Origin of the sequence: Paenibacillus sp. BK720, assembly GCF_011761545.1 — a bacterium.
GTDB lineage: Bacteria > Bacillota > Bacilli > Paenibacillales > Paenibacillaceae > Pristimantibacillus.
Genome location: NZ_JAASRQ010000001.1, coordinates 1,534,249 through 1,559,048, shown reverse-complemented (window position 1 = coordinate 1,559,048; position 24,800 = coordinate 1,534,249). Strand labels below are relative to the sequence as shown.

Annotated in this window: 21 protein-coding genes; 3 read left to right on the top strand and 18 right to left on the bottom strand. The window is 50.5% G+C overall.

The window, feature by feature from the left end:
• Window position 1: 1 nt before the first annotated feature.
• Complete coding sequence (gene tkt, locus FHT67_RS07055; protein WP_167196753.1) at window positions 2-1,993, bottom strand: transketolase; 1,992 nt, start codon at window positions 1,991-1,993, stop codon at window positions 2-4.
• Window positions 1,983-3,482 carry a glucose-6-phosphate dehydrogenase gene (zwf, locus tag FHT67_RS07050; protein WP_167196751.1) on the bottom strand — a complete coding sequence of 500 codons (1,500 nt, stop codon included), beginning with the start codon at window positions 3,480-3,482 and terminating at the stop codon, window positions 1,983-1,985. Before zwf ends, tkt begins: the two co-directional genes overlap by 11 nt.
• A 124-nt stretch (window positions 3,483-3,606) precedes the next feature.
• Here zwf and FHT67_RS07045 point away from each other — a divergent pair, with 124 nt between their 5' ends.
• Window positions 3,607-4,485, top strand: a complete 879-nt coding sequence (locus FHT67_RS07045) for a LysR family transcriptional regulator (protein ID WP_132305123.1) — start codon at window positions 3,607-3,609, stop codon at window positions 4,483-4,485.
• 46 nt (window positions 4,486-4,531) lie between these two features.
• On the opposite strand, the gene FHT67_RS07040 is transcribed toward FHT67_RS07045, so the two are convergent.
• From FHT67_RS07040 to FHT67_RS07010, 6 genes are all read right to left on the bottom strand, one after another.
• Entirely contained in the window at window positions 4,532-4,987 is a 456-nt protein-coding gene (locus FHT67_RS07040; protein ID WP_167196748.1) for a GNAT family N-acetyltransferase, read from the bottom strand.
• Between the two features lie 91 nt (window positions 4,988-5,078).
• Entirely contained in the window at window positions 5,079-7,040 is a 1,962-nt protein-coding gene (locus tag FHT67_RS07035; RefSeq protein ID WP_167196745.1) for a helicase C-terminal domain-containing protein, read from the bottom strand.
• Between the two features lie 555 nt (window positions 7,041-7,595).
• The gene (locus FHT67_RS07025; protein WP_132305115.1) at window positions 7,596-8,207 is read right to left on the bottom strand and encodes a LysE family translocator; all 612 of its coding nucleotides are present in this window, start codon (window positions 8,205-8,207) and stop codon (window positions 7,596-7,598) included.
• Window positions 8,208-8,691: 484 nt separating this feature from the next.
• Window positions 8,692-9,444 carry a metallophosphoesterase family protein gene (locus tag FHT67_RS07020; RefSeq protein WP_167196742.1) on the bottom strand — a complete coding sequence of 251 codons (753 nt, stop codon included), beginning with the start codon at window positions 9,442-9,444 and terminating at the stop codon, window positions 8,692-8,694.
• A 31-nt stretch (window positions 9,445-9,475) separates the two neighbouring features.
• Window positions 9,476-10,150 carry a ribose-5-phosphate isomerase RpiA gene (gene rpiA, locus FHT67_RS07015; RefSeq protein WP_132305109.1) on the bottom strand — a complete coding sequence of 225 codons (675 nt, stop codon included), beginning with the start codon at window positions 10,148-10,150 and terminating at the stop codon, window positions 9,476-9,478.
• Window positions 10,151-10,366: 216 nt separating this feature from the next.
• Complete coding sequence (locus tag FHT67_RS07010; protein WP_132305107.1) at window positions 10,367-11,032, bottom strand: cell wall hydrolase; 666 nt, start codon at window positions 11,030-11,032, stop codon at window positions 10,367-10,369.
• 232 nt (window positions 11,033-11,264) lie between these two features.
• On the opposite strand from FHT67_RS07010, the gene xerS reads away from it, so the two are divergent.
• Window positions 11,265-12,362 (top strand): tyrosine recombinase XerS, encoded by a 1,098-nt coding sequence (gene xerS / locus FHT67_RS07005; protein ID WP_132305105.1) that lies wholly within the window; start codon window positions 11,265-11,267, stop codon window positions 12,360-12,362.
• On the opposite strand, the gene FHT67_RS07000 is transcribed toward xerS, so the two are convergent.
• The 3 genes from FHT67_RS07000 to FHT67_RS06990 all read right to left on the bottom strand — a co-directional run bounded on the left by FHT67_RS07000 (window position 12,359) and on the right by FHT67_RS06990 (window position 16,777).
• Window positions 12,359-14,167, bottom strand: a complete 1,809-nt coding sequence (locus FHT67_RS07000; protein WP_167196740.1) for an ABC transporter ATP-binding protein — start codon at window positions 14,165-14,167, stop codon at window positions 12,359-12,361. The two genes, xerS and FHT67_RS07000, sit on opposite strands and share 4 nt — an antisense overlap.
• Before the next feature lie 18 nt (window positions 14,168-14,185).
• Window positions 14,186-15,931, bottom strand: a complete 1,746-nt coding sequence (locus FHT67_RS06995) for an ABC transporter ATP-binding protein (RefSeq protein ID WP_132305101.1) — start codon at window positions 15,929-15,931, stop codon at window positions 14,186-14,188.
• 312 nt (window positions 15,932-16,243) lie between these two features.
• Window positions 16,244-16,777, bottom strand: a complete 534-nt coding sequence (locus FHT67_RS06990; protein ID WP_132305099.1) for an ADP-heptose synthase — start codon at window positions 16,775-16,777, stop codon at window positions 16,244-16,246.
• Window positions 16,778-16,958: 181 nt separating this feature from the next.
• On the opposite strand from FHT67_RS06990, the gene FHT67_RS06985 reads away from it, so the two are divergent.
• Entirely contained in the window at window positions 16,959-17,936 is a 978-nt protein-coding gene (locus FHT67_RS06985) for a YpdA family putative bacillithiol disulfide reductase (RefSeq protein WP_132305097.1), read from the top strand.
• Here FHT67_RS06985 and FHT67_RS06980 read toward each other — a convergent pair whose 3' ends face one another.
• The 7 genes from FHT67_RS06980 to FHT67_RS06950 form a co-directional block, all read right to left on the bottom strand.
• On the bottom strand, window positions 17,937-19,268 hold the full coding sequence (locus FHT67_RS06980; RefSeq protein ID WP_167196737.1) for a DUF4129 domain-containing protein: 1,332 nt from the start codon (window positions 19,266-19,268) through the stop codon (window positions 17,937-17,939).
• Window positions 19,265-20,371 carry a DUF58 domain-containing protein gene (locus FHT67_RS06975; RefSeq protein WP_167196734.1) on the bottom strand — a complete coding sequence of 369 codons (1,107 nt, stop codon included), beginning with the start codon at window positions 20,369-20,371 and terminating at the stop codon, window positions 19,265-19,267. Before FHT67_RS06975 ends, FHT67_RS06980 begins: the two co-directional genes overlap by 4 nt.
• Before the next feature lie 11 nt (window positions 20,372-20,382).
• Entirely contained in the window at window positions 20,383-21,342 is a 960-nt protein-coding gene (locus FHT67_RS06970) for an AAA family ATPase (RefSeq protein ID WP_167196731.1), read from the bottom strand.
• A 21-nt stretch (window positions 21,343-21,363) separates the two neighbouring features.
• Complete coding sequence (locus FHT67_RS30315) at window positions 21,364-21,738, bottom strand: YcxB family protein (protein WP_208403131.1); 375 nt, start codon at window positions 21,736-21,738, stop codon at window positions 21,364-21,366.
• A gap of 166 nt (window positions 21,739-21,904) precedes the next feature.
• Window positions 21,905-22,825: a polysaccharide deacetylase family protein gene (locus FHT67_RS06960; RefSeq protein WP_167196724.1), complete on the bottom strand. Its 921-nt coding sequence runs from the start codon at window positions 22,823-22,825 to the stop codon at window positions 21,905-21,907.
• 43 nt (window positions 22,826-22,868) lie between these two features.
• Window positions 22,869-23,879, bottom strand: a complete 1,011-nt coding sequence (locus FHT67_RS06955) for a phosphotransferase (protein WP_167196721.1) — start codon at window positions 23,877-23,879, stop codon at window positions 22,869-22,871.
• Window positions 23,876-24,565, bottom strand: a complete 690-nt coding sequence (locus FHT67_RS06950; RefSeq protein WP_167196718.1) for an MOSC domain-containing protein — start codon at window positions 24,563-24,565, stop codon at window positions 23,876-23,878. The genes FHT67_RS06955 and FHT67_RS06950 overlap by 4 nt, the downstream gene beginning before the upstream one ends.
• Between the last annotated feature and the right edge of the window lie 235 nt (window positions 24,566-24,800).

Here is a 24,800-nt window from a genome sequence, read left to right as displayed (position 1 = left end):
ATTAGTTAAATTCTTTAGCTAATTTTACTACATTTTGCGTGCTGAATCCAAAGTGTTCCATAACCGCTGTGCCCGGACCGGATGCGCCAAACGTATCGATGGACAATACTTTGCCCTCTTTGCCGGCATAACGTTCCCAGCCAAGCGAGATGCCTGCTTCAATCGCAATCCGCTTCGTTACCGAATCGGGAAGAACGCTTTGCTTGTAGTCTTCGGACTGGCGGTCGAACAGCTCACGGCTAGGCATAGCCACAACGCGAACCGAAATGTTCTCTTGCTCGAGCTCTTTCTTCGCGTTAACCGCAAGGGATACCTCGGAGCCTGTACCAATCAGAATGACATCCGGCTGACTATTTGTCTCCGTCAGGATGTAGGCGCCTTTTGCAACGTCATCCACATTAGCTTTTGTTTCTTCGTAAATCGGCAGGTTCTGTCTGCTCAGGATCAACGCTACCGGACCTTCCTGCTGCTGCAAGGCGTAAGCCCATGCGCTTGCCGTCTCATTCGCATCGGAAGGACGGATAACCGTCAGACCGGGGATTGTACGGAGTGCGGCCAGCTGCTCGACGGGTTCATGAGTAGGGCCGTCTTCCCCAACCGCGATGGAGTCATGCGTGAACACGTATGTGACAGGCAGCTTCTGCAGCGCTGCAAGGCGAATGGACGGACGCAGATAGTCGCTGAAGACGAAGAAGGTGCTTACGAAAGGTTTTACGCCGCCATGCAGCGCCATACCGTTGCCGGCCGCCCCCATCGCATGCTCGCGTACGCCGAAGTAAACGTTGCGGCCCGCGTAGGAATCAACGGCAAACTTGCCTTCACCGCGAATATCCGTCATCGTCGAGTGGGACAGATCGGCGCTGCCGCCGAAAATCGAAGGTACGATTTTCACGAAATGATTAATCGCTTCGCCTCTCGCCACGCGAGTCGAGATGGATTTCGAGGTGTCGAAGGTCAGAATGTCGGCAGCGTCCAGCTTGAACGTGCCGTTCAGCACTTGCTCAAACTCGCTGCCTTGCTCCGGGAATTGCGCCGTGTATGATGCAACCAGCTCGTTCCAAGCGGCTTCTTTCGCAGCACCCTGCCCTTTCAGTGCGGCAAAATGAGCTTTAACTTCTTCCGGCACCGTGAATTCTTCTTCATACTGCCAGCCGTAAACCGCTTTTGTTGCGACCGCTTCTTCCTTGCCAAGCGGATTTCCGTGTACTTTGTTAGTACCCGCAGCCTTGCTGCCGTAACCAATGATTGTACGGATCTCGATGATGGTTGGTTGAGAAACGTTTTGCTTCGCTTTTTCAATCGCTTCGGTAATAGCGGCAAGATCATTGCCGTCCTCTACACGCAAGTATTCCCACTGCGCGGATTCTGCTCTCTTGCGAACATTTTCCCCAAACGACAGATTAAGCTCGCCGTCGAGCGAAATATCGTTCGAATCGTACAGTACAATTAGTTTACCCAGCTTCATGTGTCCAGCCATCGACATCGCCTCATAGGAAATACCTTCCATCAAGCAGCCGTCTCCAACAAGAGCGTACGTATAATGATCCACAACCGGGAAGCCTTCCTGGTTGTATTTGGCGGCCAAATGCGCTTCGGCCATCGCCATGCCAACCGCGTTCGCAATCCCTTGACCAAGCGGGCCCGTAGTAGCGTCTACGCCGTCCGTATGACCGTATTCAGGATGTCCCGGCGTCCTGCTGTTCAGCTTGCGGAACTGCTTCAGATCCTCGATGGAAACCTGGTACCCCGTCAAGTGCAGAAGACTGTACAGCAACGCGGATCCATGACCGGCCGATAAAACAAAGCGGTCGCGATTGAACCATTTGGAATTTGCAGGGTTATGGGACAAATGCTTGCCCCACAGCGCGTATGCCATCGGAGCCGCCCCCATCGGCAGCCCCGGATGACCGGAATTCGCGGCGTTGATTGCATCGATCGACAACGTTCGGATCGTATCGATGGATAATTGATCAATGTCCAGTTTAGTAAGCATACTCTTCATCCTTCCGTTTCGTTACTGTATTTTCCTTCGAATCAAACCACCAATGGAAGCCGTCTGCGGCTAACATAGCGTCAGCCTCCGCCGGTCCATTGGAGCCTGCTTCGTAAGAAGCGAGTGGAACGAGATTTTCCTGGAATGCGTCTAGAATCGGCTGTACCCAAGCCCAGGCAAGCTCCACCTCATCCCAATGCGCGAAAAAGGTTGGATTGCCGACCAGCGCATCGAAGATCAGGTTCTCATAAGCCTCGGGTATATCCTTGCTGCTCTCATGCAGCTGGATTTGAACCGGCTTCAGCTCGCCGTTCTCCTTCGTGTTGAGCTGCAGCATAATGCCTTCGTTCGGGTTGATCTCAATGAGAAGGAGATTCGGCGCTCCGCCAAGCGACGCCGTTGAAGTTTGATGCAGAGCTTCCTTGAACTCCACCACAATGCGGGTTGATTTCTCCTGAAGCCTTTTACCGGTCCGGATATAGAACGGTACTCCTCGCCAGAAATAATCATCCACTTGCAGCTTCGCCGCAATGTAAGTGTCGTTCATGGAGCTGGCGGCAATGCCCGGCTCGGAACGGTAGCCTTTTACCGGATTACCCCCGATCGAACCGGAAGCATATTGTCCGCGTATAACATTGGCGCTTATTTCCGATTTCGATAGAGGAATCAGGGATTCCATGACTTGTTTCTTGTGTTTCCTTACATCCTCCGGCGAGCTGTTGTGCGGAAGATGAATGGCCAGCATCATCAGCATTTGAAGCATATGGTTCTGGAACATGTCCCTTATGGCGCCAACATGGTCGTAATACCCCGCGCGCTCTTCGACGCCAACCGTTTCGCTTGCGGTAATCTGTACGTTTGCTATATATCGGTTGCTCCACAGAGCTTGTATGATCGGGTTCGCTGATTCCAGAACCTCAAGGTTCTGAACCATGGGTTTGCCAAGATAATGATCAATCCGGAAAATTTCTTCTTCGGCAAAAGATTTGCTCAGCTGTTCATTCAAATCGCGGGCCGATTGCAGATCATGGCCAAACGGCTTTTCGATGACCAGGCGTTTCCAGCCTGCAGCGGAGCCAAGACCGCTCTCCGCAATATTCGAAGCGATCGTTGCGAAGTACTCCGGACCTACCGATAAATAGAACATCCGGTTAGGCGGAAGCTGCAGAGCATTCTCACGCTCCTCGATAATGCCCAGCAATTTCTTATAATCATCCGTACGGCCGATGTCGAGCACCGTATAACGGAATTTTCGAATGAACGATTGCATCAAAGCCGTGTCTTGAATCTCGCGTCTGGAGAATTGGCGGAGAGACTGTTCGATATTCGATTGGAAGAACTCGTCGGTCCAATCCCGTCTCCCGAGACCAATAAGAGAAAAGGCCTCCGGAAGCTTTCCATCAACGAATAAATTGTATAGGGCAGGATATATTTTTCTTTTGGCTAAATCGCCGGTAGCACCAAATAATACAAATGTTACGGGTTCCATGGTTACTCTCCCTCCAACAGAACTTTTGAAAAGCTTCTGTTTTATTTTTCTGTAATTCCACTATAATACGATTAGGAGCCATACAAGTAATTAATATATTTTACAGGAGCTATCGACCACGTCTATGACTAATAACTATGAACTATACAAGGTGTTCTATTGGGCGGCCAAAACAGGAAGTTTGACCCAGGCCGCAAAGGTCCTCTACCTCACTCAACCAAGCGTCAGCCATGCCATCAAGCAGCTCGAGGAAAGCTTTGGCCTGACGCTGTTTTACCGCAATTCCAAGGGCGTTGCCCTAACCCAGGAAGGCACGATTTTGTACTCTTATATCGAGCAGTCCCAAATTCTGATCAACACCGCCGAAGAGAAAATGATTGCGCTTAAAAATTTGGACAACGGCGAGCTGCGGATCGGCGGCAGCGATTCCTTGTTTAAACATTATCTGCTCCCTTACCTGGAGGATTTCATCAAGAAATATCCCGGCATCAAGCTGCATTTGAACCATGGCACCACGCCCGAAGTCATTACTTTCCTGAAAGAGGGCAAAATAGATCTTGGAGTTGTCCGCATGCCCATCGTTGATCCCCAGCTTGAAGTAAAGGAAAGCTTTCAGCTTCAGGATTGCTTTGTGGCCGGGGCGGTCTATAACGATTTGAAAAACCGAGTCCTGTCTCTAAACACGCTGCTGCAGTACCCCATCATCCTATTCTCCCGCAACAGCCGGGCCCGTATGACTATCACGGAAATATTCCATAGCTACGGTTACATGATCAAGCCGGAGATTGAAGTCGGCAGCGTCGATCTGTTGATCGAGTTCGCCCGCAGAGGGCTCGGGATTTCGTATGTTACCCGCGAGTTTGTTGCGAAGGAGCTTGCGGAGGGTTCCTTGTTCGAGATCCAGCTCGACATCCCGCTCCCTCCTTCGCACATCGGCATGATGAACATGCGGAATATGCCGTTGTCCAGCGCAGCCAAGCGATTTATCGAGCAGATCAAGTAAATAAAAAAGAGCCAAGAACGTATTGTTCTTGGCTCTGATTGCTGCATTAAACGAGCTTTTTCCCCATACAAACGCTTTCTTCGCTGCCGATATAAGGCCCGTAGTTTGCAACCCGGACATAACCTAATTTCTTGTACAACGAAATCGCTTCCGGTTGTCCCGTCCCCGTCTCGAGGAGCGCTTCCCGCTTTCCTTCCTCGGCTGCCCATTGCTCCAGCTCTTTCACAATTCGCTTAGCTATTCCTCTGCCCCTTGCTTCCTCTTTGACAAACATGCGCTTGATCTCAACGGTATATTCGTCACTCATCTCCCTGTAGCAGCCGCAGCCAACCGGCCTATCATCGAGGTAAGCAACTACGGCATTCGCATCCAGCTTGACTTGATTATGCGCATCAAAAAATTGCTGCGTGTCGGGGTATCGATTCCATAGATCCTTGTCCAACAGCTTAATCAACGCGCGAAAATCGGCATGCTCCGCAGACACTCTTAATAATTGAATCATTGTCCTTTTCCTTTCCCGGCTCAAACTTATAAGTTCTATTGTAGTATAGAAAAGCCAAGAAAAGCATCCTGCTCTTCTTGGCTTTTCGTGTTTATTTTTGAGTTAGAGTCTCTACCGAGACACCCTCAGGCAATACGTTTAGAACCTGATTGCGGACAGCATTGTCATGAAGCTCCGTGCCGAAAATGACAACCGTACCGCGGTCATCGCGGGCGCGGATGAGGCGGCCGATGCCCTGTCTTAACCGGAGCAGCATATAAGGCATGTCTATCTCCGCAAACGGATTTGCGGAATCGCCGCGACGCGCTTCAAAGACAGGATCATTTGGAGGGAACGGAAGCGACCACAGGATAACCTGCGACAAGGATGGACCCGGTATGTCCAGTCCTTCCCATAAAGTGACCGCGCAGAGTACGCTTGTCTCATCCCTTTGAAACTCGGCGATGAGATGGCTAATCTCAGCCGAACCCTCGAACAAGAAGCGATAGCTTTCCGTAAGGCCGCTTTCATCTGCTTCCTTGCGGAAACGCTCAAGCTCCTCCATGGAAGGGAACAGGAACAATGTACGTCCGCCTTTTCGCTCCAAGAGATTCCCGGCAGCTTTCATCTTATCCGCCCAGCTCAGCTGGGCTGCCGATTCGCCAGGCATAAGCACCTGCATCTGTTCCCCATATTCGTATGGAGATGGCACCGAGAAGGATAAAGACTGCTCGATTCCGAGACTGTCTTGGATATAATTGAATTCTCCTCCGACAGACAGGGTTGCCGACGAGAACACGATAGGCATTTTTTTCGAGAATACCTGCTCCTTGAGCACTTCCTTCACCCATCTTGGCATGATCACAAGCGTAAGACCGTCTTTTTCTTCCGATGCCCAACTGATCGGCTTCTCTTCCCGCTTGAACAAAGACAAGGCAAATTGAATCATTTCGATATGCTCTTCCACAATTTTGAGCTGGTAATCATCGATCGTAAACAAACCGCTTTCGAACACAAGCTCTTCCTCGATGGAAGCTAGCATATCCTGCAGGCGGTTCACCTCGCGGACCAGTTCAGGGCTCCATAGCACTTCTTTGCGGCTGGATGCGGTCACAGCCTTGCTATGGGAGGCGATAAGCGCGAATAAATGTTCGCTTTGCACAATGGCATCCTCTACCGCGAGCGCCAGCGATTCCCGAATCTCATCCTGCAGAAGGCGCGTTATGATGCCCTCGAATACCGCGTGGTTCAGCTTGTACGTTAATGCCTTCTGCGCCGCGGTCTCGAGCAGATGCCCTTCGTCAAAGACGACCGAGCTATGCTGTGGAAGGAGCGGAAGCTGACCCTCGCGCTTGCGTGCCTCGTAAGTCCATACATGCTCCATGTAGAAGTCATGCGAGCATATGATCAGATCGGCAGCTTTCCGATAGTGATCGCGGGATAAGGTCTGACCGCAGCGGTGCCTTCTGTCGCAAACCAGACAATCCTGGAATACATCCCAACCTAGCTTGGACCATTGTTCGTCGTTTAATGACGGGTAGTCTTTTCGGTTGCCGTAAGGTTGAAAGCTTTGCATCGTTTCCGGCTTGTGAACAAAGGAAGGCAATCCGCGGAAAATCTCGTCAAAAGCTTCCGCGTCCTCATCAAATGCCGCTCTAGCATCGTCAAGCTTGTTCAAGCAAAGGTATTGATCGGGCGATTTGCCGAGTCTCGCATCGATCGTAAATTCCAAATAGCGGGCCAGCTTAGCGATATCCCCCTCCGGCTTTACAAGCTGCTCGATAAGGGATTCGTCGGCGCAGGCAATGATGGCCGGCTTTCTCGTGTAACGGGCGTAGCTGATGGCATAGAGCAAATAAGCAAGGGTTTTACCCGTGCCAACACCCGCTTCCGCAAAAATCGTCTGTTTCTCGGCATACGCTCTTTCAAGCTGAAAAGCCATATAAATCTGTTCGTCGCGAACTTCAAAGCCCGCTTCAGGCAGCTGTTCATAAAAGACATCCGCTATCCAGTCGCTTGCCTGCTGAATAAACGGAAGCTTGGGATCAAACTCAAATGGATAATGATTGCTCACTTATTTCCCTTCCTCCGCAAAGCACAAACGGCTGCGTTTCCAGACGCAGCCGTTTGGCTAATTCCCCCATAAGTTAAATACTAAAAATCAAATTCCGACTTTGGCTTGCGCGGCTTTGGCTTCGCTTTCTTCTGAAGAGCCGGCAAGTGCTTCATGCTCCGTCCCATCGGTCCCTTGCACATTGGACACAATTGTTCTTCGGCAGCCATTTCATCCCGAATCCATGCTTTGCAATCTGGATTTTTGCATTTCAAAATTTTGGTCGGTATTAGTTTCGGTTTCGTGATGTCTTCGCTTGTAGCCACTTTTTTTGCATCCTTTCCTTAACGCGTAAAAACAAACTTCGATTAATATATCACTTCCATAGCTCCTAAGTCAAAGGGGCTGAGCCGTTTTTTCGAAAGAAAAATTCACCCCGCGACGAGGTAAATTATTCATTAAAAATTTGCCGTAATTACTACATATTCTTCGTCATTGTTCCAAAGTTCCCAACCGAGTCATCATTATTAACCTACTAATTTATATCAAGTTAATAAAATACAAATAGTAACGATGTTATTGAAAAAATAACCCATTTACCAAAGACCACACTCCGAAAGCAAGCAATACGACACCTGATAATACGTTAATCCATCGCATAGCCTTGGCATTCAGAGCCGTCCGGATGATCCCAACCAATTCAGCGAGAATAAGCCACCACAGCATGGAGCCAAGGAAGATTCCCAACACAAGCAGAAACGAATCCTCTGCCGTCGCTTTCGCCGAGTGGGGTATGCCCGCAAAAATAGCCGTAAACGACAAGATCGTCATTGGGTTGGTCACAGTGAGAAAAAAAGTGGTCAAATAGGCTCTCGCCAATCCGTTATTTAATTGAAACTCTTTCCCGCTTTGCGGTAAAGCCCGGACCGATTGATAACCTAAGTAACATAGAAACAATCCTCCAATAAATTGAATCCAAATACGCTGGTCAACCAGTACATTCGTTAACGCCGTAAATCCGACCGCGGCAATGAGCCCGTATACGGCATCCGCGGAAGCCGCTCCCAGACCGGATAAAACGCCATACCATCGGCCCTGGTTGATGGTTCTTTTCATGCATAACACGCCAATCGGTCCAACCGGGGCTGCAATTGACAATCCTACAAGAACCCCGCTCCACATACTCATGCTGACTGTTTCACTCCCGCTTTACAGGATTATCCTCATTAGTATTCCTGCAATCTCGATGCCTTCCTCATTCATTAACGCTTTAAGTCGTATGGTTTAAACCATCGTATAGATTGGAGTACCCGACCGGCTCACCGTTGTACTCGATTATTGTAGGTACCCTCCTGGTTAATGACAGCTCATATAGAAGCTGCGGCTAGACCGGAAACGTTCCTTTCGGAAACATGTAAAAGGCTTCCGAGGCCTTGGCGGGAAAAGCGGCTATTCTATTGAAGTCTTCTCGTGCGCTGTCGCGAAACGTAAGCAAGACAATACCTCCTCTAATAATCCCAAAGCATTCCTATTATAGCATTCTTTCTTTCTTCTCGGATAAGTAAAGAAGCAAGGGCATTCGGATGCCCCTGCTTCGTGTTGTTTATATTAGTTACTCGAGGCAGCCTTACCGAAACAAAACAATTTGCTATGTTGTCCATGGTCCTCAGGCTTAGACTCTGAGCTGATCCCCGTGAAAGACCCGCAAAATAAATTCCCGGTCGGGCACATCCAGCTTTGCATAAGAAGCAAGGAATGCCGAATTATCATACTCCGCTTCCTTCAGCTGCACCTCCAAGCCCTGATCGCTCACCTCTACAATCGCGTACCTTGCGGTAGAGTTATTGTTGCAGCCAAGGGAACCCGGATTAACATACATTTGTCTGTCGTTCCGGAAATAATGAACCGGATGATGATGGCCAAAAGCGATCAATGCGTCTTCATATCCGCTAAACAGCTTTTCCAGATTGCGCAGGCTTGGTTCAACGATCGGACTAAACGGATCTTTGCTGATCGGATCCTTACATTTATCACGGGCAATATGATAATGGGTGAAAAGCATGCTTTTGCCGCACTCTACGGTTCGGATCACGCGGGGCATGCGTTCTAGCAGCGGTACAAAGGACTTGTCCATTCTTTCCGCTATCCACTTATGGTGACGTTCCGAATGGAAATGGCTCTGTGGATAAGATTCGCCTTTGATAATCGCGAGCACGGCCTCATCATGATTGCCGGATACGAAGGATACATCCTCCCTTGCGAAAAGCGCATGAAGAACTTCATTCGTGTCCGGCCCGATACCGATTATATCCCCTAAGCAATAGATGGAGTCAATTTCGTGCAAAGTGTCGATCTCATGAAGGGCTGCTTTTAACGCTGGCATATTGCCATGGATATCCGTTATCAACGCAAACCTCTTGCTCATGCTTCTCCACCCTTCCTGCAGTTTGGTCGGCTTATTCCTTTGTAACGCTCCTGATCGAACCGTCAGCGGAGCCCACAATAACAAGACTTGCCATATGGATAAACAATCCGTTGTCCACAACGCCGGGAATGCGGTTCAGGTCATCGTGAAGCGCTTCCGGATCGGCAATGGCGCCAAATTCGCAATCCGCAATATAGTTGCCGTTATCGGTGACATACAGAGCTTCTCCGTTCTTGCGCAGCTTCGGTTCGCAGCCCAGCTTGCGAAGTTTCTTTACCGTCAGCTCGAACGCGAACGGAACAATCTCGACCGGCAGAGGGAACTTGCCCAGCTGCTTCACATCCTTGCTCTCGTCCACGATAATAATCAGCTGCTTGCTTGCAGCCGCAACAATCTTCTCGCGGAGCAGCGCGCCGCCGCCGCCTTTGATCAAGTGCAGGGCAGGATCAACCTCATCCGCTCCGTCAATCGTCAAATCAAGCATGTCCACATCGGCAAACGGCATCATCGGAATGCCAAGTTCGTTCGCCAGCTGCTCGGATTGAACCGAGGTTGCGACCGCTTGAACGGTTAGCCCTTCTTCCTTCACCCGTCGGCCAATCGCTTGAATCGCCCAATAAGCGGTAGAGCCGGTTCCAAGTCCTACTTTCATCCCGTCTTTAACCAGTTCAACTGCTTTTTCTGCTGCAATACGTTTCGATTCCATGAGATCACCTTATTTTATTTAGAATTTGTACAAAGGATTTAATTTTTAGTATAACAAAGGTATGAATGTTAGGAAATATAGGGCAGTTTTATTTATGGATAAAATAAAAGGCGCATTTCCGCTCGATCCGAGCAGGAATGCGCCTTCGTCCATTATTTCTTTAAATAAACCATGCCGATATCGGGCAAGCTTTTTGCATAGCCCTTCCTTTACCTTTTACACCGCAAAGATGTGATTACCGATTTGAACGGTTTGCTTGCGGGACCAGATCCACTTCGATGTCGCCGTCTTTGGATTGAAATAGTACAACGCGCCATTCGACGGATCTTTGCCGCCAAGCGCATCAAGCGCGGCTTTGTAAGCTGTAGAATCCGGCTTCAAATAATATTGGCCGTCATCTACCGCGGTGAACGCGCCGGATTGTTCGATAACGCCTTTAATGGTTTTAGGGAAGCCGTCAGCATCAAGACGGTTTAACACAACCGCCGCAACGGCCACCTGGCCTTTGTACGACTCACCGCGAGCTTCCGCATACACGATGCGTGCCAGGAGATCAAGCTCTTCCTGATTGGCGGACACCTTTTTCAGCTGGGTCCAGGTTTTCTCCTCCGCTACGCCATCCGACTTCAGTCCGTAATCCGCTTGGAATTTGCGAACGGCCTCTTCCGTCATTTTGCCGTAAAACGTTGTGATCGCCGTATTATCGAAATAACCCAGCGTCTTCAGTCGGAACTGCAAATCCGGAACATCCGGACCAGAGTCGCCATAGCTGAGTGTAGCCGGCGCCGCTGCTGTTGCAGCCTGAAGCGGCATGGCAACCGTCATCATGAATGCTAGAATAATGGCAATACTATATTTATAAATTTGATTATTAATCAACATTAATACTCCTCTCATTTAATTAATAATTGTATAAATCATTAATTGGAAATATTTTGTTTAGTAACGGCAGGTTTTACACGAGTTTAACATACAGAAAATAATATAGTAACCCAAATACATTAATTACATTTATTTGCTAAGCTAACTTTTTCCTAGCTTCGGAATCCTTCTGATTGTTCCCTATCGCTTGAATTGGTACAATATAGGAAGATTTGAAGCGAGGTGAACAGCATTGAATGTGATCAAAATCAAGGATCGGCAGGAGCTCGACCGGCGTGTTCCGATGATGCCCTGGTATGTGGAGAAATTTATCAACTACAAGCTTCCCGACCTCTCTCCCTCTTCATTGCTGGAGTATGTCAGAGATTACGAGACGTTTATGGGATGGCTGATCGCCGAAGGCTTATCGAGCGCGGAGAAGGTGAAGGACGTCCAGCTTATCGAGCTTGAACGGCTGCATATGGACAGCATTGATACCTTCCGGATGTTCCTTGCGACCAATCCGAACCATAGCAATACCAGAACGACCATTACGCGCAAGCTGTCTTCTCTCCGGTCCCTCTTTCATTACTTGAGCCAGATTGCGGAGGATGAAGAGTTCTATCCGCTATTGAAGCGGAACGTGATGGCCAAGGTCTCGATCAAACGGACGCATAAGCCAAAAGATACGGCGGCCAAGCTGGAAGGCAAGCTGCTGCAGGAAGAAGAAATTCACGAATTTCTGGCCTATATTCATGCCGATTACGAGAAGGATGTTGCGGAGAACAAGCAGGCGTTATATTCTTACCAGCTTAATCGAACCAGAGACAGCTGCATTATCAGTCTGATTCTTCATTCCGGCCTTCGCGTCTCCGAAATCGTAAACCTGAATACCGACGATATAGACGTGAAGAAGAAGCTCGCCTATGTCTACCGAAAAGGCAAGAACGACGATACCTTCAAGACTCCCGTCTATTTCCGTCAGGAAGCGGTGGAAGATCTAACGGCTTATTTGCAAATGAGAGACTCCCATTACAAAGCGCCAAAACGCGAAAAAGCCCTCTTTCTTGCCATTGCTAACGGCAAAAAAGAAGGCTCCCGAATGACCAAACGCGCCATTCAGGAAATGGTAATCAAGTATGCGAAACGCTTCGGCAAGCCTTATTTAAGCGTACATAAGCTCCGCCATTCGTTCGCAACCGATTACTATCTGCGTAACGATATTTATATGACTCAGGAGCAGCTTGGGCACGCCTCTCCCGAGACGACCCAAATCTACGCCCATCTTACGGATAAAACGATGGCCGAAGCGATCGACCGGATTAAGCAGGCAAGCGAAGCCGCGAATTAAGCTTGAACTTGCGTCAACACAGCCTCTTGCATGTTAAGCTGCGTATTTACCAGCTTCGCGTACAGACCGCCGTGCATCATCAACTCGTTGTGCGAGCCCTGCTCCGCGATTCGTCCGTCCTGGACAACAAGTATAAGATCCGCGTCGCGTACCGTCGAGAGACGGTGCGCGATGATAAAGGCGGTTCGTCCGTTCAGCAACGTCTCCAGCGCTTCCTGGATATGCTGCTCCGTCTCGGTATCCACGCTAGAGGTTGCTTCATCCAGAATGAGAATCCGCGGATCGGACAACAGCACCCTTCCGAACGCAAGCAATTGCCGCTGGCCAACCGACAGCTTCGAGCCCCGTTCCTCTACTTCCGTATCATAGCCCTCATTCATGGACGCAACGACACGGTCCAGCCGTACGCTTTCCGAGGCTTGAATCATTTGCTCCCTTGATGCCCCTTCATTGCCATACCGCAGGTTCTGTTCGATGGTACCCGAGAAAATAAACGAATCCTGGAGAACGATTCCCATCTGCCTGCGCAGAGACTCCAGCGTGACGTCTTTGATATCCAATCCGTCGATCGTAACTTTTCCCCCGGTTGCATCGTAAAATCGCATCAACAGGTTAACGATTGTGCTTTTCCCCGCACCCGTTGGTCCGACAAGCGCAACCCGCTGCCCGGGACGAACCTTAAAGCTGACGCCATGAAGCACATCGGGCTTCGATTCTTCATAACGGAACGATACGTTCTCGAACGCCACTTCCCCGCGGATCGCCGGCATGCGGCGAGCGTCGGCCGCATCCGTTACCTCGGCATCCGTATCCAGAATTTCGAAGATCCGTTCAGCGGAAGCCATCGCCGACAGCACTTGGCTGTATACCTTGGACAAGGCGCTGAGCGGTCCCCAGAAACGCCACAAGTAATTGATGAAGGCCATGACGAAACCGATCGTAAGCGCACCGTCCATTACCTGTTTGGCTCCGAACCAAACGACGATGCAAGTACCGATCATCCCCACCAGCTCGACCAGCGGATAAACCGTTGACTCCAGCATAATGGCGCGCATGAAAGCCTGCTTGTTCCGGAAGTTAATCCCTTCGAACCTTGCGCTGTTCTTGTGCTGGCGCGAGAATGCCTGAACAACGCGGATGCCTTGAATCGTTTCGTTCAAATGTCCGTTAATGGCCGACATCGTCTTGCGCGAACGGGTCCATGCCCCTTCAATTCTCGGGCGCAGTCGGTTTACGATGAGATACAAAAGCGGCATCATAATGAAGGACAGAAGCGCCAGCTTCCAATCCATCCAGAGCAGAATCGCCACAATTCCGACCAGGTGCGTGACTTCCATGACGGTTGTAATCAGACCGCCGTTAATCAGTTCGCCAATCGCGTTTGTATCGTTCGTAATACGGGACATGATTTTCCCTGCCGGTCGTCCGTCGAAGAAGCGGAAGGACAGCTTCTGCAGATGATTGAACAGCTGCTGGCGAAGATCGTACAAGATGCGCTGGCCGGTAAAGTTAATGTATTTGGTATGTACCCAGCCGCAGCCCCAGCCGATCAGCTTGATGCCGAGCAAAGTAATACCGAACAGATGAATAGCGGTAAAATTCCCTTTGGTAATGCCTTCGTCAATCAAATATCCAAGCAGCAAGGGCTCTGCCAGGCTTAAAATCATATTGACAAGGACAACGCCTATAATAAGAGTAAGCGTCTTGCGATAAGGCTTCAAATAACCGAGTAGCCTCTTCATATAGGCGGGATTAAAGGGTTTCTCCTCAATCTCGCTGTCGTCGTCCCATTCCACTTGACTCATGTATTCCCCTCCTGTCCGTTAGCGTCCTGCCGCGAGCTTCTGACGTTCAAACAGCTGACGGAAGAATCCGTTCCGCTCGCTTAATTGTTTATGGGTACCCTGCTCGATCAGACGACCTTGCTCCAATACGAGAATGCGGTCGGCATGCTGAATCGAGGACAAGCGCTGCGCAATGATGAAGGTGGTTCTGCCTTTCATGACTTCAAGCAGCGCCTCGTGGATGGCCGACTCCGTTGCCGTATCCACGCTGGCGGTTGCTTCGTCGAGGACCAGAATCGGAGGATTCATCAGAATCGCTCTCGCAAGCGCCACCCGTTGTCTTTGTCCGCCGGAAAGCCCGACTCCACGCTCGCCAATCAAGGTGTCGTAGCCGTGAGGCATGGTCGTGATAAAATCATGGATTTGCGCTTTTTGAGCGGCATGCTCGATTTGCTCCATTGTCGCATCCGGGTAGCCGTAAGCAATATTGTCCCGGATAGAAGCGGAGAACAGAAACGTCTCCTGCGGTACGATCCCTACATTTCGGCGCAGGCCATCCAAGTCGTAGTCGCGGACATTAATGCCGTCAATCTGCACCGTACCGGAAGATGCATCGTAAAATCTGGACAGAAGCGCGATCAGGCTGCTTTTTCCCGAACCGGTTGCGCCTAATACGGCAATAACTTCACCCTGTTCAACTTCGAAGGAAATATCGTCAATAATCGGCTGATCCTTCGCTTGATCCTGGTCGTTAAAGAAGAAGCTGACATTGCGGAAGGAGACCTTACCTCGCATGTGATCGGTTTGGACTCCGTTCTCCGGCGATACAATATCGCAAGGCGTATCGAGAACCTCGAATACGCGCGGAGCCGCCTTGATTGCCTGCTGCATAATGTTAATCTGCCAGCCCAGCATGTTGAGCGGCCAAATAATTCCCCATGTATACCATTGGAAAGCCATAAACGTCCCCAGCGTCATTTCATCCCGAGCCACGTATACCGCTCCCAGCCAGATCATCAAAACAAAGGTTAATCCCCCGAACAAGCCCATCAACGGGAATGCCTTCGCTTCCAATTTGGCGCGGTCCATATTGGTATCGAAGTTTTGTTTGTTCCGCTCGGCGAACTTTTGCTGTTCAACCTCTTCCGTCGCAAACGATTTCACAACTCGGATGCCCGCAATGTTTTCCTGTAGGGTGGTCGTCAGCCGTCCGGTCTGCTCCCGTATACTGGACCAGGCAGGACCAACCTTGTTGCTGAACCACCATAAAATAAGGAGAATGAGCGGGATCGTAACCGTACTAATCAAGGTGACCTTCCAATTCATCCACAGCATAAAGATCATCGTACCCACAAAGGTCAACAAGCCGGTCAGCAAGCCCATTGCGCCAAAGCCGACAAAGTTTTTGACGGCTTCGATATCGCCCGTCATCCGGGACATGAGCTGTCCGGTCTGCGCCTTGTCGTAATACGAGAAGGATAATCGCTGCAGTTGCGCGTAAAGCTGCTCTCTTAGCTTAAACACAACGTTTTGCCCGACAAGCTCCTGGGAGTAGCCCTGCACGAACATCCCCGCGCTTTTTAACGCCTGAACTCCGATCAAGAGCAAGGTTAGCCATAAAATAAGCGATACATTTTCCTTCTTGATGCCTTCGTCAAAGATCTCTCGCAATATCCATGGCGCCACGAGGTCGAAGATCGTAGCGAACAGCATGACGACGATTGCCGCTGCCGCCCATTTCGCGCTTGGTCTTACGTACGCTAATACCCGCAATAATACCTTCACTCTCTTGTATGCCTCCCCTCACTGGTTAAAAAGAAACAAAAAAAGACCCCAAGCCGCAATTAGGCTCGGGATCCTTGCAAAGACGCAAACGCCATGAAGCGGATAGCTATCCGCTTAAAGACGTCACATCGCGAAGGCGGCCTGCACGGCATGCATGGAAAAAACGAACCAGAACAATCATTGCCTGTTGTTGATTCCGCATACCGGACACCCCTTTCCCTTCGGAATTGTATTTCGTGTAATCTGTTCGTATCGTAACAGACGGACTCTCTCTCTTGCAATAGCTGATTTTGTCGAACCGCTATTAATTTATTAGGAATCCCCGAACTGGCTCGCATCCTTAATGGAGATGCCCTCTTCCACCGCAAACTCGAAATCTTCGATATCGTATACCTGGACAGGCACCCTTGCTTCGAGCAGCTTATCTTGAAATTCGAATTGATCGGACAACAGCGGAATTTGCAGCTTCGAGCTGGTCAGAAGCAGCTCTGTCTCGATCGGGTCGAAATATTCGCCATAATGCGCGTTATCTACGGCATGTACAACCGTGAACTGTATCCTGTCGTTTAAGATTAGCGGAGAGCTTTCCCGCCAAGGCACCTGCATGGCGCGTTCGATCTTTTTCCGGTTGAGCGGATCCTCGAAAAATGTAATGAGCTCGCCGATTTTGCTCTTTACATGCGCGTCATCCTCCGGATCATCCATTACCGGCTCTGCCCCGTCTCTCATATCGTACAATTCAAGAATGGATGAATAAGGCACGACGTAATCAATCGGACGGCTCGGAATAAGGAGATGTCCATACGTTGCCACCATAACCGCTTCTATAACAAATCGCCGTCGCATGTTTGCCCCTCCTTCTCTAACCACGGTTCCACATTATTATACAATAATACCTCCCCTGTACAAGATAGCCATTCGCCAAATTTGCATAAAATCCGCGGGTAGCTGTACAATGAAGGTTAATGTTTGCAGGTATGAATGATCAGTATTACTCTTTTTTTCGTTTAAGGAGGTTCCACGACAAATGATCAAAGAAGAAGCCATTATTATCGGAGCCGGTCCCTGCGGCCTTGCCGCCGCCATTGAGCTTGAGAGGATTGGACTTCATCCCGTCATTATCGAAAAAAGCAACATTGCCCATTCCATTTCCATGTATCCTACATACATGCATTTCTTCAGTACGCCGGAACGGCTGGAGATCGGAGAGATTCCGTTTACGACGCCCAATGATAAGCCATCCCGCCTTGAAGCGATCAATTACTACCGGACTGCCGCGCTTCGCAACAACCTGCGCGTGAATGCGTATGAGACCGTCCTCCGGGTCGAACGGCAGGAAAGCGGGCTTTTCCGTTTAACCAGCGCTGACCGCTACGGCGAAGAAAAACAATACGAGGCCCGTTACGTGGTTGTCGCCACCGGCTACTTCGATCATCCGAATTATCTCGGAATCCCCGGTGAAGAGATGGACAAAGTCACTCACTTCTTCCGGGAGGCCCATCCCTATACCGGCATGGAGGTCGCGATTATCGGCGGCAGCAACTCGGCAATCGACGCAGCGCTTGAGCTGGAACGAGTCGGTGCAAAGGTTACGGTCATATACCGCGGAGCGGACTACTCCTCGAGCATTAAGCCATGGGTGCGGCCCGGCTTTGAAGCCAAAGTTAATAACGGCATCATTCGCATGTTATTTGAATCCCGCGTTGTTGAGATTGATAAACGTCATGTCGTCGTCGAAAATCCCGAAGGACGCCATCCCATCGCCAATGATTTCGTGCTCGCCCTTACCGGCTTCCATCCCGACCGCGATTTTCTCACGAACTCCGGCGTGCGCATCGAGGAAGAAGGCTTCCCGTGCTTTGACGAAACAACAATGGAGACAAACGTACCCGGCCTGTATCTGGCAGGTGTCGTTGCCTCCAAGCATGAAGCGAATGAAATTTTTATCGAATCCGGCCGTTTTCACGGCAACAAGATTGCCGAGCATATTGTTTCGCTTCGTTAATTATTTGCGCAACTCGTCCAATTTCTTCTTAAGGGATTGGACGAGTTCTTCTTTTGGCTCCCGTCCACCGTAACGAGCTTCGTCATACAGACGGGCAAGACTATCGGCATCTGCCTGCGAGACGGATTTGCTGCTCCAGGCCGTAATATCCGACGCGGTTTCTCTAACCGTGTAATGAGGCTTATAATCATACCCCCGGCCTACGGCAGCCGCAACATATCTCCGGTACAGATAACGGATTTTCTCTCCGGTTGTAGACAGCTCCTCCCAGCGTGCTTCCTTCTTCCTGCTTGATTTGCCAAGTCTTACGCTCCATTTGGTTCGGTCAACCAAACTTTCAACCTCATCCGTATAACCGACGGCGGCATCCTTGCTGTCAGCAGCCCGTTCCCAGATTCTGCCCAGCATCTTGTTTAAGAGACCGTACAGCTTGCGGCCAATAAAGAACAAGAGTACCGCGACACCAATGATCAGAAGCGCGATGCCAATATATTTCGCTACCAGTTCCAATCTTTCCAGCCAAGCCGGCGGATTATGCGCCTCTACGGGTGGCAGTCCGCTTGGGGGAGGCTGCGTGTCGGAAGGTTGCTCCTCGATCGGTTTGCCTGAACCGTCCATCCAGCCCAAAATTTTGTTCATAACCGCATGGAAAAACGATTCAATGGAAGACTGAAGCTGGCGGAACAAACCTGCTAGGAGAAGAAGAACGGCTACAATCGTCAACATGAAACGGTTTTGCCGTTTGAATGTTCTTGTCGTCGACGATTGAATAGCTCCGCCGGATTGCGTCTCATAGGACAATAAACGTTCATTAACGATGTAAAGCATTAGAACAAGAGCAACTATGCCGCAAATGGTCAGGAACGTAAAATACGGCTGCAGCTGCTCCTGAAGATGGGCAACGATCGTTAATATCGTATACAGAATGACACTAACGAACATAAACGTGTTCGGAAAGGAGGCATACCAGCCTTTGGTGCCTGCTCCCATTCCTCTAACGGCCGTAAAGGCTCCAAGCAGTATCGGCAGGGCAACCGCCGCTCCCGGAAGATCCGCCTGAACGGCCATTAATACGGCATAGATCAAGCCGGCATGAAGCGCTCCAAGCAGAATACCCAGCAGCAGCCGGTATATCCTGCGGTTATTTTTCAACTTTCGGATCCACACTGCCCCCGTCATATAAATGAACGGGACGGTCAGAAGCCATACCGCCGTAAACGCATCGGTTGACGTATAGAAAAGGGCGATAAACCATATCGGCAAAGCGAATAACGTTTCTATGCTCCCATAAAGCAAATGCAGCAGTGAATGCCGCTTTTTCAATTGGTTCATCCTACTTCACCTGCCTGCTCTTGAACCGGATTCGGCGTCAGCTTCCAATGAACAACCGCATTCCCGTTGCGGCGAAGCCTGTCCGCTTGGAGCTCGAGTTGATCGTTCCAAAAGCTGGAGATCACAAGCACGTCACGCTGGGAGTAGCCGCTGTCCGCTTCCCGGGCTAACAGATCCGCAAAGGGCTCTGTCCGCACAAGCTCAAGCTTTGCCATGGCCTCGAATATATCCGTCAAATGCCCTCCGCCGCTGCGCGGTTCAATGAACGTGCTGCCGGACTCCCCGATAATCGGCATGTTCGTGCAGAAGCCCGCTTCCATGCCGCCTTGTATAACGGCCTGGGCTGCACCTGCCGCCCATTCGATTCCGTGCTCGATAAGCTCTTCGTCATTAATGGAACGCCACATGCTTTCGTTGTCTTCCGCGTTCAGGTAAACCATCAGCCTGCGGTCCGCCGTATAGTCGTATTGATGAACCTGAAGATTGCCGGTCCTTGCCGTTGCTTTCCAATTGACCATTTTGTAGGTGTCCCCGGAACGGTACTCGCGAGTCCCCATCACGACAAACGGATCCTCGACAATCCAGCGTCTTACGGACATCTCCCCTTGCCAGCTATGCGAAGGCAGTTGATGCACGGGTACCTCTGCAGGCGTCGGGTAGACGATTAATTCGCCATTTAATGCAATCTGCTTCGTCTGATGCAGAAAGCCTAGCAGATCGCCTGCCGTCATGGTCACCGACTGCAGCTTATACCAGCCCCGCTTCTTGCATTCGATGCGGTGTCTTCTCGTGATTTTCGTATAAGGCATAAGGGTGAAAAAGCTTTTATGATTTTGCAGCAGCTTGCCGCTGCTCACTTCGAGATTATCCTGCCGGTGAAACCTTAAGTCCGAAGATAACTGGGACTCGACCCGCATCCAGGGAACGGGCAGCCATTTGGCATTGGTCAACCGCTCGACCAGCTCGATCGTTTCGCCGCGAAAGCTAACCCTTTTTTGAAATTGCCGTTCATACCCGATTTGACGCAAAGCATACTTATGAAAGATTTTGGCCTGCAGGAAAAAGACAATGATTGCGGCAAACGCTACCCAAAATATAATCATCGATTGACCCCCTATCGGGAGCCGATTCCAGCTTCCGCAGGCACCGCGGTTTGCCGGATAATATCATCGATAATGTCTTCCGCATGCTTATGAGACCTCTGCATTCCCCTTAGAGACAAGCGGTGCGCCAGCACCGGCTTCGCCATCGCTTTCACGTCATCCGGCGTGACGTAATCCCGGCCGCGCAGAATCGCATGGACCTGCGAAGCTCTAAGGAGCGCCTGGCTGCCGCGCGGACTTACGCCAACAAGAATATCGTCGCGCGTGCGGGTCCGTTCGATCAGCTGAAGCAGATAATGCAGCACTTCGTCTTCTATGCGGACTTCCGCATAATGATGCTGGGCTTCCGCGATATCGGCAGCTGTTGCAACCGCATCCAATTGCGATAACGGGTCGGCATTATTAAAGCGTTTCAGGATTTGAAGCGCTTCCTCCGTTGTGGGATAGCCCATCTGGATCTTGAATAAGAACCGGTCAAGCTGCGCTTCCGGCAGCGGGAACGTACCTTGATGCTCCACCGGATTTTGAGTTGCAATGACCATAAACGGCTTGTCCAGACGTTTCGTCTCTCCGTCGACGCTAATCTGACGCTCTTCCATGCATTCGAGCAGGCTGGATTGCGTCCGCGGAGTAGCTCGGTTTATCTCGTCGGCAAGCAGCAGATTCGTAAAGAGCGGCCCCGGACGAAACTCGAAGCCGCCCTCTTTCTGATTGTAGTACTGGATCCCGCTCAGATCGGAAGGCAACAGGTCCGGCGTGAACTGTACCCGGCGGAACTGGAGCTTCAACGACTGCGCCAGCGATTTGGCGAGCAGCGTTTTCCCCGTGCCGGGCACATCCTCCAGCAGAACATGGCCCGAAGTAATTAAGGCGATAAACAACAATTCGGTAACGCTTTCTTTTCCAACAATAACCTGGCCGATATTGGTCTTCAGTCTCTCCGCTAATTGGTTAATCGATTGAAATGACATAAGTGCGTCTCCTTTGTCCGGTTATCGGATGACTCCCGTAGTTATGGAAAGATGGCTTTGAACGATCTGACGGAATAATTGTTCCTGCTCGCTATTACGGAACGATTCTTTCGGGACGATCCAATACTGCCTCTTATTATGGAACAAAAAATAATAGTGCTGGTTCTCCCAGACCTTCGCGAAATAACTCCAATTCACATTGGATGTTCCATCCGCCATCGTTAATTTAAGATTATCGGAATTAAAGCTGTATTCGAACTCTCCGTTAAGCTTTCTGTCTTTAACGATTCTCCTTGGATGAACAATACATTGGGTTACATAGTTTAATAGCGCTAATATAACGACCGCAGCCGCAATGACCGCCAGCAGCCTGGAATTCGTAGCGGCGGCAATCACGAAACAGGTTATAACCAATAAGATCTCGAAAACCCACGTTAGTCGAATTCGCAAGGTTTGAAAATATAAACTCTTCATCGCTCTAGCGACATGCTGGCCATAATGAAAGCGTATGGTTTCCAAAAATTCTCCCCCGATAATCCCAGTTCCTGTTTCGGTTTCAATTTTACGGCCTTCCGTATACGGTGCTTTGAAGCTGCTGCAAATCTCTCCAGCGGATCAGGCGGATCCCTTCCGACCGCAAGGTTTGCTGGACGTCCGGATCGCGGAACAATTGGAACTCCATGCCGCGCTTCTCCGGCTGACCGTGGAAAGCCAGCAGCTCATCCGTCACGAGAGAAGGATGGAATAACAATTCGGTAACGCCCGGCTGCAGCTGCTTCAATTGCTGCTTCAGGTCGGCCTTAACCGTATCGTAGGTATCTCCCGGCTTAAGCGGGAACGGAAGGCCAACCAAATAATCAAGAACGACGACTCCCATTGCATGGGCCAGCAAACCAAGCTGGCGCGCCTGCTCCTCCAGCTCGGGCGGAACCATCTGCCCGTTTGCCGCCGCCACCTTGCGGGGCATCCGGAACGGCAGCCCGTATGCTGAGCATACTTCGAATATTTCTTTCAGAAAGTTTTTGCCCGTCTCCAGACCGTACAAGCTTCCCATGTGGTTATCGGCATGAGTTGGATTCATTCCCAATTCAAGCGCGGCTTCGATCTGTGCAATCATTTCCTTCTTTACCTGCCGAGGTTCAGCCTGAAGCTCGAAGCTTCTGCAATCCTTCGGGAAATACCCTTCGGCGGTTACCAGCGACTGCGTATCGCTGCCCTTGAGAACCGGCCCCCAACGGTAAGAATCCCATTCGCTTGTAAACGTAAAATGAATGCCCACATCGTATTGCGGATGTTTGGCACTCCAAAGAGCCGCTTCGCGAGAGGACTTGCACGGCATCATAAGGGTTGCCGAGCTTACCGCCTGTTCTTGAAGCAGCTGCTGTATTCCTTTATTGGTTGACTGACACAGTCCGTAATCGTCAGCGTTAATGATCAACAATCGTTCCTGGCTGTCGTATCCAAGCGATGCTGCAACGTTCATACCGGCACATCCTCTCTCAAATTGGCAACATGCAGGAATGGGGTTATACCTCTTGCAAAAGCTCATGCCGGAACAATGTCAGCAGCTGCTCTTCGTTCCGGTCCACCCATTCGCAAATCTGGTACGTCTGGTCGATAAAGCCTGCAACTAACGCGGCATCATCCAGACCTTCTTTATAGCGGCCCGCGAAGTGAAGAAACACATCAAGCATTCTCAGCTTAATAAGAAGGGGCATCACCTCAACCTCAGCAGGCGTAAGCTTGTCGATGCTTCCGTAACCTTCGCAGAATAGCCGCAGCCTTTCCCATATTTCCGATTCCTCGCCTTTGAAGAAATCAATTTGCGCTACAACAAGCTCCATCGCCCTGACATCAACGGTACAAAACTCGAAATCCAGCACGCCAATGATCGTTTCGCCGTCCGCCACCGTGTTGCTAAAGTTAAGATCGCCATGAATCCATTGATGGGGCAGCTCTTTTACGGCCGGTAATCTCCTGGACAAGTCTTTTACCTGGTTTACGATTGCCGCGGCTTTGTCTGCCCTGGCAATAAATTGTTCGGAAGACTGCAAAATGACGGGAAGCTCATGACGGATTAGGGAGGAATAGGTTTCTTCCAGCAAGTAGTACGGATCATAGATCGGCTTATGCGAAATCGTCATGCCGCGCAGCGCCTTTGAGACCCTGGCGGCCGACTCGCCAAGAGAGCGGATATGCTCCTTATGCTGAACGGTTGGCCGTTCCCCCGGAATATACCGGTATAATGCGGCAAGCGCACCGTCCTGCAGAACGGAAACCGTATCTCTTGAACGGTTCTCCACGGGTACGGGAACGCTGAAGCCCGGCTGCTGCCGGTCAAGCGCAAAGAGCACTTGATGTTCAAGCGCAACAATATTTCTGTCCCGGTGATTGTTATACACACGAAGAACGTACCGCTCGTCGCCCGCCTTGATCATCCGTGTCGTGTTATTCATCCCGCTGTCTCCCGGTACAACCTTCCATTGCCCATCCAACCGGTACTGCTCAATTAGCGCGGCGAGCTCGATATCCTTCAATCCGCGTGGCCTCCCCGCGTCTCTTGCCGAAGCCTTTCCATGCGGCCGGACAGGGTCTGCTTCCAACTCTCGGATAACTCCTCGACCGCAAGCAGTGCCGACATTCCTTCCAAGTCTGTCTTGCCCTTGTACATAACGCGATTGGCCTCGGCCAGGGAGATGGCTGCCGGATGCCGTTCCAGAACCTTCAATTCCTCGCCTGCCTCAACTTCGCCTTCCTTCAGCACGCGGAAATAAAAACCGGTGTATCCGGTTTGCTGCACCTGCGCGGCAAGCTCCGGGCGCTGATGGCGGATGCCAAGCTTGAAGCAAGGCTGTCTTGGCTGGCTTACTTGAACAACCGCTTCGCCGGCTTGAACAACGTCTCCGATGCACAAATCATGCTCCGTCCAACCGGACACCGTCCAATTCTCGCCGAAAGCGCCGTAGCTCAGCTTATTGCCCAGCCACTCTTCCCAGTGCGGGAAATGACGCTCGAAATAAACGCACACCGCTTTATCCGGTCCGCCGTGATTAACCAGATCCGCCTGACCGTCGCCGTTTAACCCTGTTTTGCTTAAAAAAAGCCTGCTCTCGGAAGCTGTCTTGTATATCCCTGTTTGAATGGGCTTGCTTCCGTGCATCGCCACTACCGGCGTTCCTACATTCAGAGAGACAATGCGGCTGTTTACTATTTCCCGTGACATTTGCTTCTGATGGCCTCCTGTCCATTTCTATCCTTCCACTATTATAATCCGATAAGGGAGAAGATGGCAAAAACATCTTTTGGCTCTCTATTATTAATAGCGTTAATAAGCCGGAAACAGGTATAAATACGGGCTTTTCAGCCGTTTATGAGTAGTCTTCCAAGACTACTCTTCGACACCTTTTGTAACATTCGAGCCCGCGGTGTCGAAAACGTTTTCTTTGTGTAAGATTATG

Bases quoted from the DNA above. Each gene is read 5' to 3' on its own strand.
- FHT67_RS06960 (WP_167196724.1), bottom strand. From the start codon at position 22,825: ATGAACGTTGCAGCATCGCTTGGATACGACAGCCAGGAACGATTGTTG.
- zwf (WP_167196751.1), bottom strand. From the start codon at position 3,482: ATGGAACCCGTAACATTTGTATTATTTGGTGCTACCGGCGATTTAGCC.
- FHT67_RS07045 (WP_132305123.1), top strand. From the start codon at position 3,607: ATGACTAATAACTATGAACTATACAAGGTGTTCTATTGGGCGGCCAAA.
- FHT67_RS06985 (WP_132305097.1), top strand. From the start codon at position 16,959: ATGATCAAAGAAGAAGCCATTATTATCGGAGCCGGTCCCTGCGGCCTT.
- FHT67_RS06950 (WP_167196718.1), bottom strand. From the start codon at position 24,565: ATGTCACGGGAAATAGTAAACAGCCGCATTGTCTCTCTGAATGTAGGA.
- FHT67_RS07040 (WP_167196748.1), bottom strand. From the start codon at position 4,987: ATGATTCAATTATTAAGAGTGTCTGCGGAGCATGCCGATTTTCGCGCG.
- FHT67_RS06980 (WP_167196737.1), bottom strand. From the start codon at position 19,268: ATGAACCAATTGAAAAAGCGGCATTCACTGCTGCATTTGCTTTATGGG.
- FHT67_RS06975 (WP_167196734.1), bottom strand. From the start codon at position 20,371: ATGATTATATTTTGGGTAGCGTTTGCCGCAATCATTGTCTTTTTCCTG.
- FHT67_RS06990 (WP_132305099.1), bottom strand. From the start codon at position 16,777: ATGCGACGGCGATTTGTTATAGAAGCGGTTATGGTGGCAACGTATGGA.
- FHT67_RS06970 (WP_167196731.1), bottom strand. From the start codon at position 21,342: ATGTCATTTCAATCGATTAACCAATTAGCGGAGAGACTGAAGACCAAT.
- FHT67_RS07000 (WP_167196740.1), bottom strand. From the start codon at position 14,167: ATGAGTCAAGTGGAATGGGACGACGACAGCGAGATTGAGGAGAAACCC.
- rpiA (WP_132305109.1), bottom strand. From the start codon at position 10,150: ATGGAATCGAAACGTATTGCAGCAGAAAAAGCAGTTGAACTGGTTAAA.
- FHT67_RS07020 (WP_167196742.1), bottom strand. From the start codon at position 9,444: ATGAGCAAGAGGTTTGCGTTGATAACGGATATCCATGGCAATATGCCA.
- tkt (WP_167196753.1), bottom strand. From the start codon at position 1,993: ATGCTTACTAAACTGGACATTGATCAATTATCCATCGATACGATCCGA.
- FHT67_RS07025 (WP_132305115.1), bottom strand. From the start codon at position 8,207: ATGAGTATGTGGAGCGGGGTTCTTGTAGGATTGTCAATTGCAGCCCCG.
- FHT67_RS07010 (WP_132305107.1), bottom strand. From the start codon at position 11,032: ATGTTGATTAATAATCAAATTTATAAATATAGTATTGCCATTATTCTA.